At 63.2% G+C, this 10,873-nt stretch carries 15 protein-coding genes; 6 read left to right on the forward strand and 9 right to left on the reverse strand.

Going from position 1 to position 10,873, the window contains the following annotated elements:
- Nucleotides 1-9: 9 nt before the first annotated feature.
- Nucleotides 10-825, reverse strand: a complete 816-nt coding sequence (locus ACFOOR_RS02415; RefSeq protein WP_343163836.1) for a hypothetical protein — start codon at nucleotides 823-825, stop codon at nucleotides 10-12.
- A 51-nt stretch (nucleotides 826-876) separates the two neighbouring features.
- On the reverse strand, nucleotides 877-2,013 hold the full coding sequence (locus tag ACFOOR_RS02420) for an NAD(P)/FAD-dependent oxidoreductase (protein WP_343163837.1): 1,137 nt from the start codon (nucleotides 2,011-2,013) through the stop codon (nucleotides 877-879).
- Nucleotides 2,014-2,089: 76 nt separating this feature from the next.
- On the opposite strand from ACFOOR_RS02420, the gene ACFOOR_RS02425 reads away from it, so the two are divergent.
- The 5 genes from ACFOOR_RS02425 (at nucleotide 2,090) to ACFOOR_RS02445 (ending at nucleotide 4,870) form a co-directional block, all read left to right on the forward strand.
- Complete coding sequence (locus ACFOOR_RS02425) at nucleotides 2,090-2,488, forward strand: DUF6491 family protein (protein ID WP_343163838.1); 399 nt, start codon at nucleotides 2,090-2,092, stop codon at nucleotides 2,486-2,488.
- 60 nt (nucleotides 2,489-2,548) lie between these two features.
- Nucleotides 2,549-3,214, forward strand: coding sequence for an SOS response-associated peptidase (locus tag ACFOOR_RS02430; protein ID WP_343163839.1), 666 nt, complete (start codon nucleotides 2,549-2,551; stop codon nucleotides 3,212-3,214).
- Between the two features lie 190 nt (nucleotides 3,215-3,404).
- Nucleotides 3,405-4,196: a hypothetical protein gene (locus ACFOOR_RS02435; RefSeq protein WP_343163840.1), complete on the forward strand. Its 792-nt coding sequence runs from the start codon at nucleotides 3,405-3,407 to the stop codon at nucleotides 4,194-4,196.
- Between the two features lie 222 nt (nucleotides 4,197-4,418).
- On the forward strand, nucleotides 4,419-4,706 hold the full coding sequence (locus tag ACFOOR_RS02440) for a hypothetical protein (protein WP_343163841.1): 288 nt from the start codon (nucleotides 4,419-4,421) through the stop codon (nucleotides 4,704-4,706).
- Nucleotides 4,707-4,729: 23 nt separating this feature from the next.
- Nucleotides 4,730-4,870 (forward strand): type II toxin-antitoxin system HicB family antitoxin, encoded by a 141-nt coding sequence (locus ACFOOR_RS02445; protein ID WP_343164144.1) that lies wholly within the window; start codon nucleotides 4,730-4,732, stop codon nucleotides 4,868-4,870.
- Nucleotides 4,871-4,939: 69 nt separating this feature from the next.
- Here the strand turns inward: ACFOOR_RS02445 and ACFOOR_RS02450 are convergent, their stop codons facing one another.
- The gene (locus ACFOOR_RS02450) at nucleotides 4,940-5,653 is read right to left on the reverse strand and encodes a hypothetical protein (RefSeq protein WP_343163842.1); all 714 of its coding nucleotides are present in this window, start codon (nucleotides 5,651-5,653) and stop codon (nucleotides 4,940-4,942) included.
- A 457-nt stretch (nucleotides 5,654-6,110) separates the two neighbouring features.
- On the opposite strand from ACFOOR_RS02450, the gene ACFOOR_RS02455 reads away from it, so the two are divergent.
- Nucleotides 6,111-6,311 (forward strand): hypothetical protein, encoded by a 201-nt coding sequence (locus ACFOOR_RS02455; protein ID WP_343163843.1) that lies wholly within the window; start codon nucleotides 6,111-6,113, stop codon nucleotides 6,309-6,311.
- Nucleotides 6,312-6,564: 253 nt separating this feature from the next.
- On the opposite strand, the gene ACFOOR_RS02460 is transcribed toward ACFOOR_RS02455, so the two are convergent.
- The 6 genes from ACFOOR_RS02460 to ACFOOR_RS02485 form a co-directional block, all read right to left on the reverse strand.
- Nucleotides 6,565-6,948 (reverse strand): hypothetical protein, encoded by a 384-nt coding sequence (locus ACFOOR_RS02460; protein ID WP_343163844.1) that lies wholly within the window; start codon nucleotides 6,946-6,948, stop codon nucleotides 6,565-6,567.
- A 2-nt stretch (nucleotides 6,949-6,950) separates the two neighbouring features.
- Nucleotides 6,951-7,511, reverse strand: a complete 561-nt coding sequence (locus ACFOOR_RS02465; protein WP_343163845.1) for a TIGR02594 family protein — start codon at nucleotides 7,509-7,511, stop codon at nucleotides 6,951-6,953.
- The gene (locus ACFOOR_RS02470; protein WP_343163846.1) at nucleotides 7,511-7,786 is read right to left on the reverse strand and encodes a hypothetical protein; all 276 of its coding nucleotides are present in this window, start codon (nucleotides 7,784-7,786) and stop codon (nucleotides 7,511-7,513) included. The genes ACFOOR_RS02465 and ACFOOR_RS02470 overlap by 1 nt, the downstream gene beginning before the upstream one ends.
- The gene (locus tag ACFOOR_RS02475; protein ID WP_343163847.1) at nucleotides 7,783-8,289 is read right to left on the reverse strand and encodes a hypothetical protein; all 507 of its coding nucleotides are present in this window, start codon (nucleotides 8,287-8,289) and stop codon (nucleotides 7,783-7,785) included. The genes ACFOOR_RS02470 and ACFOOR_RS02475 overlap by 4 nt, the downstream gene beginning before the upstream one ends.
- Before the next feature lie 80 nt (nucleotides 8,290-8,369).
- The gene (locus ACFOOR_RS02480) at nucleotides 8,370-8,717 is read right to left on the reverse strand and encodes a hypothetical protein (RefSeq protein WP_343163848.1); all 348 of its coding nucleotides are present in this window, start codon (nucleotides 8,715-8,717) and stop codon (nucleotides 8,370-8,372) included.
- Nucleotides 8,718-8,737: 20 nt separating this feature from the next.
- On the reverse strand, nucleotides 8,738-10,864 hold the full coding sequence (locus ACFOOR_RS02485; protein WP_343163849.1) for a hypothetical protein: 2,127 nt from the start codon (nucleotides 10,862-10,864) through the stop codon (nucleotides 8,738-8,740).
- Nucleotides 10,865-10,873 lie beyond the last annotated feature (9 nt).

Genomic DNA, 10,873 nt, shown 5'->3' on the forward strand with positions numbered 1-10,873 from the left:
GTTGAGAAATCAGGCCCGGCTTGCTCCGCGCGGGGCATCGAGCGAGGCCAGGATTTCCACGACCGCCGGTGACAGGACCGCTCCGCGCGGGATCGCCGCGAAACTCTGGGCAGCACCGAAACCACCGCCGATACCGCCGCTTCGCACTTCACTGTCGCGGATCGTCCAGCTGCGCCCTTCCGGCAGCGGTTGATCGTCTATGGGATGCGGCGTGGCGCGCTCCCCGCCCGGCAGGCGCGTGATGTTGGCGAGGACGTCGCGGGCGGACCGGGCCTGTCCGTCGGCATAAAAGATCGGCCGGTTGGCCGCGGCCGCGGCCGGGAAAAGCTGTGCCGCCGGCGTATCGGGTTCCGCGCGCGCGGTCTGGATCAGTTCGGCCGCGCCACTCGCGCCGAGGAAGTGCGCGGCATAAAGCTCGCCGCTCGTCGGTTCGCGCCCGATACGCGTGCGCAGCACTTCGGCGTTTGCGGCCGCCAGCTCACCAGCCATCAGGGCAGAGGTTTGCGCATCGAAGCGCATGTCGAGAATTTCCTGGCGCCGCGCGGGATCGCGAACCGTGTAGCGCCCGTCCGAGCCGCGCTCGATGGCATTGGCTTCGCCGGCAAAGCCGTGCGCCGCGCCGCGCGTGTGCATCATCCCGAGCCAGGTCTGCTCCAGAAACTGGAACATGCCGGCTGCGCTCGATGTGCGGGCTTGGGCGCGCGCATCGAAGCCGCTTTCCCGCTCCGCGGTGCGGACGAGGAAGTCGAAATCCGCGCCCGTCGCCTGCGCCGCACGGGCGATCAGCGTTTCGGGGCGGTCCGAAGCCGGGGCAATCGTGGTCATGGCGCTCCTGCCGGGCAATGCGGCGATTCCCCGGACACTCGCTCCGCAGGGCTAACCTCGCGTTAACGCTCCGAGCGGGCGGTCCGGGGCGAAAGCCGGATCCGCCTCGCTGCCGCCCATCACGAGGTGGCGGACGACCTCCGCCATCGCCGGGGCAAGCAGCACGCCATTGCGATATGCCCCCAGCGCCAGCACAACGCCCGCGCAGGCCGACTGGCCGAGGATCGGCAAACCGTCGGATGTGCCCGGACGGACACCGGTCCAGACCGCGGCGGTTTTCGCATGCTCGAGCGCCGGCAGCACGGTTTCGGCGGCTTCTCGCAGGATCGGGGTAAGTTCGGGCTGGATCGCGTCATCGCTTGCGCCGACCTCGCTCGTCGCGCCGATCACGATCCGCCCCGGCTTGGCGCTGAGATAGGCATCGGCGGCGCGGATGCAGCCCGTCAGTCCGGCGACCGGTTCGACGCTCAGCATCTGGCCCTTCACCGGCACCAGGAAGCGGGCCTCGGGCACAAACGCGCTGAGGGTCAGTGACTGCCAGCCCGCCGCCAGCACAACCCGGTCGACCTCAACCTGACCGGCCGGGCCGGACACGGCGACACCGCCCGCGTGCGACTCGATCCGCGTGACCGGCCAATCCGTGCGTATCGCGCCGCCTGCGGCGCGGATCGCGTTGACGAGCGCCGGGCCAAGCGCGCGATTGTCGACCTCGCCATCGCCCGGAAAGCGGATCCCCCCGGTCAGACCCTTGCCGAGTCCGGACTGAATTTCGCGCGCAGACGCGGCATCGAGCCGTTCGAACGGGATTTCGTAAAGCGCCGCATTGGCCGCCAGGCGGTCGAGCCAGGCCTCGCCGCGCGCACCGAAGCCGGGCGACAGCGAACCGCTGCGCCGATAGCCCAGCGGCGATGCCGCATGCGGTATCAGGCGCTCGGCCCAGTCGTCCCAGAGCGACAGCGAACGCGCCGCCAGCGCGACGAAGGCGCGTCCGGCGTCCTCGTTCGCGCCCTCGAAACCCTGCGCCAGCATGCCGCCCGACGCGGCCAGCGCCCCCTGCCCGGCTTCCGGCCCGACTTCCAGAACCGTGACCGAAGCACCGGCGCGCGCCAGCGCCCACGCCGAAGCGAGGCCGATGGCCCCGCCGCCGATGATGGCGACGCGGGGCGTGGAGAAACGCTTGGAATCCATTCAGCCCGGGATCATCCTGATCGTGTTACGAGTCCTGACAGGACAGGACTCTATCCACCAGACACAAGGCGTTGTCATGCAACCCGCTGCAATCATTAAAGCCGTCATCCTCGGTTCCGCCCTCGCTGCCGCATCCGGCGCGGCTGCCTCGGCCGACTGCATCAGGATGACGAATGTCCACGGCTTCACCGTGATCGACGACACCCATGTCGTCCTCAATGGCGGAACCCGCCACCACTATCTCGTCACCACCCGCTCGCGCTGCCCGGACTTGCGCTGGGGCATGCAGATCGGCACGACGCTGCCGCGCACCGGCACGGTGTGTTCGCCGGTCGGCGAATACCTCGTGTCCGAGGACGGCTGGCGCTGCCCGATCGAGACGATCGAGGAGGTCGAGGATCTCGAGACCGCTCGCGCCCTCGTCGAAGCCCGCGCCGATGCGGAGGCTGCGGCAGAGGCCGAAGCCGAAGACTGATCGCACCATTGACCGCCTGCGCGCTTTCCTGATCCCCTCGCACGGAACAGGGAGGCGCGCATGTGCGGACGGATGGGCATTCAGACGCTGAGCTGGCGCGAATATCACGAGCGCCTGCGGCTGACCCCGTCGCAGCCGCACTTCAACCTCAACCCGAATTACGACTGCGCACCGACGCAGGACGCGCCCATCGTACGCCTCACCGGCGAGGGCCGTGAGATGAGCCTGGCGCGGTGGGGGCTCGTCCCCTTCTTCTGGCAGAAACCGCTCAAGGAGATGAAATTCTCCACCTTCAATGCGCGCTGTGAGACCGCCGCCAGCGCCGCCAGCTTCCGCGAACCGTGGAAAAAGCGCCGCTGCCTCGTCGTGGCGGAAGGCTATTTTGAGTGGAACGGGCCGAAGGGATCGAAGCGCCGCTTCTGCTTCCGCCCGACCGACGGCCCGCTCTTCACCTTCGCGGGTCTCTGGGACCAGGTCACGCTTGAGGGCGAGGCCATCACCAGCTTCACCATCCTGACCTGCCCGCCGGGCGACAAGGCCGGCCAGTATCACACCCGCATGCCGGTCATTCTGGATGAGGCCGACCGCGAACGCTGGCTCGATCCGGACGCCGACTCCGCACCGCTCTGCACCGCCGCCCCCGACGCCGCGATCGAGGTCTACGAGGTCGCCCGCCAGGGCCGCGGTCCGGAACTGTTCGAGCCGAGAAAGAGCGAGTTGTTTTGAGTGTCAGGGGCGGTTGTGGACTGGAAACGGATCACCTTGGACTCACGGCATCGAGACGGCGGTCGCTCTTGCATCCCAGTCACCAAGCTGACCATTTTTCAGTCTGGACGCGCCAGGGGCCGAGGATAACACTGCCCCAAATTTCGAGCGAACGACATGATTTGGATCGGCGCGAAATTGGGGATGGGGAATGGCACAATCGAGATGGTCCAGATCCGCTTTGTGGGTTGCCGCTTCAATGCCAGCATCGGCGCTGCTCGCACGAATAGGTGATGAGCTAGATCTGACAGGTCGCTTGGCGGAATTTTTGGGCCATTGGCGAGAAATCACGCGAGCGTTTTGGGGTCACGTGTTTTCGTTTCTTCAGCTTTCGATTGATCTGCCACCGCCAACCCCCGAGCAGCAGGACTTGCTCACATTCTCAGCCTTACTAGCCGGTGCGTCTATTTCGTCCCTTTTTGTTCGTAGATTGCCCCGAATTGAGTCTGGGATTGATCCGGTACATCGGCGGACGGAAACGATTGGGTACGGCGTGTCTATGTTGATTCTCGGAATGGTGTTCATTTGGGCTCCGCTTATTCATGTAGTTTTTAGTATGTTCGAACAAAACCGAGAAAACTTCGAATTGATCGGCCGGATTGGCGTATTCATATTTATTACCGCACTTTCCGTGACAACGATAATTTCTTTCGATTCAACAAAAGAAAAAGTGCATATATTTAAAAAAATGTATTTATTTTTTATTATTTTTTGTTCTTGTTATACTATAGCAGCACTTCTAGGATTCGAAGGGTATACAAATATTGGAATGTTTGCAACATCAGCCATAATCGCAATTTTTTTATTGCTTTCAGGCCTTGTCGTGGCGAGAGTTACACCATCAGCCCTTACACGCGCCGTTGCGTTTGCAATGGCCGCTCTTTTAGTCGATCGAATAATTTGGGTTATCGATCCGGTGAGCCATTGGCTGGACACCCTTTAGGTTATCCAGACGACTGCAGAGAGGGCATCTGACAGATTCGAAAATCGGATCGGCCCAATCAGTTTGTGATTTTGGCAGGAATGTTCATCTGGCGGACAGCGGTCCGGAACTGTTCGAGCCGAGAAAGAGCGAGTTGTTTTGAAGTGTCAGGGGCTGAAAAAAATTCACTGAACCGCTGACGCAAAACCAATAGATTGCAGGCTGCGCCAGTCGGAGTGATTCATGTTCGGTCGTCTGTCATTGATTGCTGGCGTCATCGCCTTTGGTGCCGCCTTCGCATGGTATTGGACAACAAGTGAGTTTCTGTATCTGGGAATCTATCTTTTCTGGATATTCGGAATGGCCGTGATCGGCGCGTTGGTGAATGTCGCCAGCTGGATCAGGCGGGGTGAGGCGGGCCCAACCGATATGTCGCGCACGGACCGTCCGATACTCCACCGGATGTTCATCATAACATTCTGGATCGCGACCGCCGTGAACGCTGTGATTTTCTGGGCAACGACGACCTAGGCTCGGCAGCGGTCGCGCCTCAGCTGCGGACCGGTCAGGTCCGGCGCATCAACATCACGCTTGATGAAGGCGTGCTCAAGGCCATCGACTGGCAGGCTCGCCGGCTGGGCCTGACGCGTTCCGCCTTCATTGCGCGCAGCGCAACCGAAGCCGTCTCGGATTGAGAAGAAAATGGTACCGCCTCCCCGGATTGAACGGGGTTAGGCTCGGCAACTCCTCAGCAGATTCTCCAGTTAGTCTTCGGTCTGGTCTGAAACCATTCCGTTTAAAGCGTATGCCAATGGCGCATGGCCCATTCTGCGAGCATCTACCGTCGCGGCCCAGCATTCCGACGCAATAATGATGGCCTTATTCCAAAGGTCACGAAATCTGTCTCGATAGTAGAGGATTTGGGCGGCGCTGTATGCATATTCACCCGCTGCCAATTTGATCCGACCAAGTAGGTCAGCAGGCGATGTGAGTTGCTCTTTCACAACTTGCTCAAGTTTTGTGCGGCTTAGCTGGTACCGCGTCGCATATGCCGCAGGAACAAGAAAATAGCTGTGTGCATCACCCGAATCGAATCCAACAATGTAACCGTGCGCCAATTCATTCCGTCGTTCGGCGAATTTTCCCGCGAGATCCAGGAGCGGGCGAAGATTTGTCGCACATTGCTCCAGCCACGGAGGGCATCGCTCGATTGCTTGGCCGATCATCATGCCGCGAGCGCGACTCGACGTAACCGTTCCATAGGAAGCATAAGCGATGCCGCTCGAGTCTTGACAGAAGCGACCGTAGCAAGCCGCAAATGCGCTTTCCATTCCTTCCCATTCGTTTAACGCCTGCCCCACCGCCCAAGCTATCGCATCCTCTGTATCCCTACTTTCGACATCGGGTTCAAACCTGCTGTACTCCCTCGGTGTAGGTGGTGCAGCCGACTCAGGAATGAAGACTGTTATTGTGGGCATGAGCATCCTTCTTCCGCTCAGACTCAAAAAGTCTAAGTCGTCGACTTTCCGATCAGATAATCGTCTCAAGATATCCTAAATCCGCACGGAACAAGAACGGAACTGGAAACCAAAGTGGAAACCAGAGCCGGGGCGCCTGACAGCTCGAAAATGCGGCTCGCATAACGCCATGTAAAATATCTGGAAAAATGGTACCGCCTCCCCGGATTGAACGGGGGACCTCTAGATCCACAATCACGAAATTCTAGTGTGGAATCAATGCCCGTTCCGACGGTTCCCTATGCGTTCACGGGGAAACAATTCAATGGCTTGCGAAGCCTGTCGGAATGAGGTGGTCTTTCAGGGTGAACGATAACGACCCGCCCCTCACCCCGCGAGAACGTCGCCGGCTGATCATCTGGCTGTCAGTTTTCGTCGCATTTAGCCTCGCCGCGATGGCGTTGCCCTGGCTACTGGGATGATCGAGCCGACCGTCTATGCGTTCCGGATCCACTGCCACACCTGCCGGCATCGATCCCGGCGCGACGTGACGCCCGGCGCAGATACCGTCGCCGAGGCCGCGCGACTGAGACGGCGCGCCGTGTGCGGCCAGTGCGGTGAACGCGACCGCAAGCGGATCACGGTCGAACCGCTCTGGACGAACCCGCTGGCGCGCTGATCCGGTTTTCCAAAACGCACGCCGATTATGCAGATTTTATGCACCGTCGTTCGGACACCGCTTCTGCGCCAGGCCCACAACGGCCCAGCCGCGGCGGCCCCAGAGGGTCACCTCCGCAAGATATGACTCGAGTTGTGCGGCCGCGCGCTGCTGTTCGGGCGTGACGGGTTCGGGATAGCCCGCCCCGTCCGGCAAGTCTGGTTCCGCTTCCGGCTCGGCACACACCGCAGGGGGCAGAGCGGGCGGGGCCGGGTCACTCGGGCGCACCCACCGCGGCAGTGTTGTCTGGCACGCGCTCAATGCGGCGCACGCCGCGAGGATCAGGGCAAGACGCATCGTCACTCCTTTCAAGAAGTCGGTCGATCTGGCGCTCATAGACGCGCCGCATTTCCGTCAGGCGCTCGGTGCACGCGCCACGTTCGCCCTCGACATTGCCGATCGCCTCGCGGCCCTCGTCCGATCGCAGGCCTTCTGATTCATCGAAGGCTTCGGCATGGCCGGCGGCGGCCGCTTCGCGGGTCTGGACCCGGTCGCGCAGGGTCAGCCAACTCGGCACAAAGAACGGCACACCGACGAAGAGCAGGGCGAAGACGCCCAGGACAAAGCCGGCAGCAGCGCCGGCCAGAAGTCGATACATGGCTAAGCCTCGTTCATGCTGAGGGGGCCGTCGGCACCCATCTGGATCCGCCGGCAGTTGTCGGGCTGGGCGGTGGCGTAGTGGTTCCGGGCACCCAGAAAGCGGTCCTTCGACACCCGGTCGATCGACACGGCATCGCCCTGGTTCCCGCCCAGGACGTGATACGCATCGCGGTCTTCCGCGACATAGAGGCCGACATGCCCGCCGCTGCCGCGCGCGAAGACCAGCACGTCGCCCAGCACGGGCGCACCGATGACCGGGCTGCCCCAGTTCAGCCAGTCACGCGCCGACAGCAGCTTCGACCGAATTGGCTTGCCCGCCCGCGCCGCCACGACACCGACGAACAGGCCGCACCAGGGAATGGAATCCTTGTCATACCAGCTGCCGATCCAGCCCAGGCCGGGGGCCTTCGCCACCTCTTTCGCCCATTCCATGATCTGAGGGTTGTCGGCCGTCCCCTTCGCCTCGAGCACACCGTAAAGCTTCAGCGCCTCGACCAGCATGCGCGGCCCCGGCTCGCGCCGCAGCCAGGCATATTTCGGGGGCAGGACGTGCAGCTGCATCACGCGCCCTCGCCGCTTGCGCCGCGATCCGGGCCGTTCCAGCGCCCGATCAGCGCGGAGAGGACAGACCAGCCTGCTTCGAGAGTCGGCGTGATGACGTAGAAGACGAGGACGAGCGCGATCACCCAGCCGAGCGTCTTGACCGCCTGCACCCGGACCTCGCCATCACCGCCGAGCGCCGCGGCGATGCCGATGCCGAAGAAGGCCGCGAGCAGCGAGCCATAGACGGCGAGGCGCCGGTAGGTCCAATTCCTGTGGTCGATCTGCGGGATCATTCCGGTTCTCCAAGGTGAAGGCTTTCCAGCCGGTCCAAGCGGCGCGCCAGATCGTCGTCGGCGCGGCGATAATTCTCGATGATGCGTTCGTCGATCTGGTCGCGGCGGGCGGCCTGCGTTTCCAGCGCGCCGGCAATGACGGCCATGGACTGCGCGTGCATTTCCGCCTGCGCTTCGATCATGCCCGTGGTGCGTTCTTCGCGGCTGGTCTCGAGCGTGGTGATGATCCAAGCCGCCCCGCCGATGGCCGCAACCCCGACGGTGACCAGCACGCCGAGCGCGGACAGAAGGGTTTTCCAGTCCGTCCGGGCCGCCTGGTTGAACTCCCGCATGAAGCTGGACAGCTTGTCATTCAGCCCACCGATCTGCCCGCCGAGCGCTTCCATGGAACGGGTCAGGTGCGACAGGTCGCTTTCCACCCGGTCCATCCGGCGTTCAACGTGATCCACGCGGCGGTCATGCCCCGCATTCGTCATCGGCATGGGGTCGTCAGTCTGAGGCATAAGGCGCTCCCATCAGGGCATGAAAAAACCCGCCAGGCGGCGGGCTGAATTGCGGGGCTATCCCGTATGTGGCGCGGCGCTTACGCCCACACCCGGCGGGGATTGGACGGTGTGACGATCAAGGCCGGGTCGATCTCCGGCGCGAAATCGCCAATCGTGCGGAGGTTTGCGTGAAACCCCTCGTCGACGACCGGCGGGGTCAGCATTTCCGCCTCGCCGGTTTCGGGGTCGGGCTCGCCGAACGTCGCATCCTCGACGATCAGCGGACCGATCAGGTCGAGCGCGTAGAGGCCGGGCTTGTGCGCGATCCACGAACCGGCGGGGCGGATCACCACGCCCTCGCTCGTCTCGTCCTCGGCGAGGACGGCGAAGGGGAGCGCGCCTTTCAGCGCCGCCTCGGTCTCGGCGCGGAGGCAATAGTCGGTCATGCGGGTTTCCTTTCGTGAGATCAGGACGCCGCGCCGAGGATATCGACCTCGGCGTCGGGCAGGGCGGCGGGGAAGTAGCGGATGGACTTGAACAGGAGGGGGACAGGGGACGGGTAGAGCGCCCCCACCTGTTCCCCAATTCGTAGCTTTGAAGTGCCGAACCCGATTGTCGCGCTTGTGTCGTCAGCCGCTACGGCGTTCACGGCACTATGAATATCATTCGACGCAAACGAGAAAGCCGCGCGATAGCGACTTCCGGCAACCCAACTCGGCCCCGCCAAGCCCCATTGCGTCACCGCGCCGTCAACGCCGACAACCCGGATCGCGCTCGTCGCCTGATCGAGTGAAATGGCAGAGTAATCGCTTGCCCCCGATCCATAGGCGAGCACCCGCCCGAATGTTCCCGCGACACCGCCAAGCGAGATAAAATCAGCAAACAACGTCCCCGCCCCGTTGTCGTTCGACCACCCGCCATTCGAGATTTCGCAGACCTCCGCCGCCTGCGTCGATTCCGCGACGACGCCCGGCTCGGGCAGGACCGGCAGGCAGGGGAAGGCGGTTTTCGTGCATTGCGGGATATAGACCCGCAGCGTGAAGCTGACCGAGCCCGAGTAGCCTTTCAGGTAAATAGTCGGCGTAAGGTAGGCCGTAGTCCCGCCGCCCGCTAAAGTGTCGGAAAAACTGAACCAGCGCACTTGTCGGTCGACTACAAGCGGGTCAGAAGTCCGCAAAACAACGAGAACCGCCCCGGATGTTACCTCACGGTGGCCGATTTGGATGTTTCCGGCGTAGCTTCCCGCAATCAGCTTCGCCCCGAAAGACGTCGTGAACTTGTCTCCCGTCAGGGCGGCGATGTGGGTGGTTTGCTCTAAGGCGAGAATACTGTCACTAGATTGAGTCCCCGAAAACGCGATATCGACATAATCCATGCCGTTTTCCGTGCCGCGCGTATAAGTGCGCGACAGCCCGCCGGTGCCGATATTTGTCCAATTCGTCGGCGCCGTTGACCCGCTCGCCCCCACCCCGCGCGGATTCCTGATCTTGTTCGTGACCGCGAACGGCGTCTGCCACAGCCCCCACTCGCCTTGGCAGGCGGTGTTCTGCAAAAACTCTTTCAGCGGCCCGACCCGGCCCCCGCTCTGCCCGTTCCAGTCCATCGCGTAAGCGCGCGAGGCCCGCGTGAACGTCACGCCCTCGGTCACGCTTTCCGCCGCGCAGGTCGATTCCGCCGGGCTATCGACGGGCGGCATGATCGGGGAGGTCGGCGCGCTCGCCTGTTCCAGTTGCGGGAGGTAAATGCGAAGCGTGATATTGATCGCGCCGGACCCGTCCCAATCGAGGTAAAGCGAGGGCTGGACATAGGCGAGCGAGGCATGTGTCGCCGTCCCGGCGGTGAAATACCGGCGGTGCGTGGCGTCCGGCGTGAAGCTGCTCGAATGCGCGAGGCCGAGATAGACCCCGCCACTGTCCCGCATCAGCATTCGCGCTTGGATATTGGTGAGATTGGACAGGTCGCCGCCGACGATTTTCAGGCCGAAAGCAAGCGCCCACGCCTGCCCGGTTGAAGCCGGAACTTGCGTTGAGCCTTCAAAATAAAGCGCCGGATCGCCGCTCGGCGTGCCGCTCCACCGCACTTCCAGATAGGGCCAGCCATTCTCGACCCCTCGCCCGATAACCGTAACCGTCGTGCCGCTTGGCACGCTGACGTATTCAGACGGCAGCGCCGCGTCATCGCCCTCCCCGCGCGGATTCCTGATCTTGTTCGTCGCCGCCGAAGTCTCGACCAAGCGCCCGCCCGCCGTGTTCGGCGGGGCGTTATAGCGCAACACGTTCGTCGCGACTTCTTCCAGCCGCCCGACCGCATCGCCCGACCGGAACGACCAGTTCGGATTGTAGGCCAGGCTCGACCGGCTGATCGTTGCCAGCATGTCCAGCCGCCCTTCGAACGTCTCCGCGCCGTCGGTGACCGCGTTCTTGCGATAGCCGAACTGGTCGGCAAAGCGCAGGTCGAGCGAGGCCGGGGCGGACAGGTCCGTCAGCCCGGAACGGCCCGCCAGTTCGCGGGCGATCTGCGCGGTGCGCTCAAGCGCGGAAAAGCGGGACGGCCCGGACGCGGTCTGCGTCCCGGCGTTGAGGTCAAGCGGCATGTGGGATGC

The sequence above is a fragment of the Hyphobacterium vulgare genome, assembly GCF_042643335.1.
In the GTDB taxonomy this organism is placed as follows: domain Bacteria; phylum Pseudomonadota; class Alphaproteobacteria; order Caulobacterales; family Maricaulaceae; genus Hyphobacterium; species Hyphobacterium vulgare.

What these genes read in the sequence shown, in the direction of transcription:
- ACFOOR_RS02415 (WP_343163836.1), bottom strand. Translation starts at nt 825, where the DNA reads ATGACCACGATTGCCCCGGCTTCGGACCGCCCCGAAACGCTGATCGCC.
- ACFOOR_RS02420 (WP_343163837.1), bottom strand. Translation starts at nt 2,013, where the DNA reads ATGGATTCCAAGCGTTTCTCCACGCCCCGCGTCGCCATCATCGGCGGC.
- ACFOOR_RS02425 (WP_343163838.1), top strand. Translation starts at nt 2,090, where the DNA reads ATGCAACCCGCTGCAATCATTAAAGCCGTCATCCTCGGTTCCGCCCTC.
- ACFOOR_RS02430 (WP_343163839.1), top strand. Translation starts at nt 2,549, where the DNA reads ATGTGCGGACGGATGGGCATTCAGACGCTGAGCTGGCGCGAATATCAC.
- ACFOOR_RS02435 (WP_343163840.1), top strand. Translation starts at nt 3,405, where the DNA reads ATGGCACAATCGAGATGGTCCAGATCCGCTTTGTGGGTTGCCGCTTCA.
- ACFOOR_RS02440 (WP_343163841.1), top strand. Translation starts at nt 4,419, where the DNA reads ATGTTCGGTCGTCTGTCATTGATTGCTGGCGTCATCGCCTTTGGTGCC.
- ACFOOR_RS02450 (WP_343163842.1), bottom strand. Translation starts at nt 5,653, where the DNA reads ATGCCCACAATAACAGTCTTCATTCCTGAGTCGGCTGCACCACCTACA.
- ACFOOR_RS02455 (WP_343163843.1), top strand. Translation starts at nt 6,111, where the DNA reads ATGATCGAGCCGACCGTCTATGCGTTCCGGATCCACTGCCACACCTGC.
- ACFOOR_RS02460 (WP_343163844.1), bottom strand. Translation starts at nt 6,948, where the DNA reads ATGTATCGACTTCTGGCCGGCGCTGCTGCCGGCTTTGTCCTGGGCGTC.
- ACFOOR_RS02465 (WP_343163845.1), bottom strand. Translation starts at nt 7,511, where the DNA reads ATGCAGCTGCACGTCCTGCCCCCGAAATATGCCTGGCTGCGGCGCGAG.
- ACFOOR_RS02470 (WP_343163846.1), bottom strand. Translation starts at nt 7,786, where the DNA reads ATGATCCCGCAGATCGACCACAGGAATTGGACCTACCGGCGCCTCGCC.
- ACFOOR_RS02475 (WP_343163847.1), bottom strand. Translation starts at nt 8,289, where the DNA reads ATGCCTCAGACTGACGACCCCATGCCGATGACGAATGCGGGGCATGAC.
- ACFOOR_RS02480 (WP_343163848.1), bottom strand. Translation starts at nt 8,717, where the DNA reads ATGACCGACTATTGCCTCCGCGCCGAGACCGAGGCGGCGCTGAAAGGC.
- ACFOOR_RS02485 (WP_343163849.1), bottom strand. Translation starts at nt 10,864, where the DNA reads ATGCCGCTTGACCTCAACGCCGGGACGCAGACCGCGTCCGGGCCGTCC.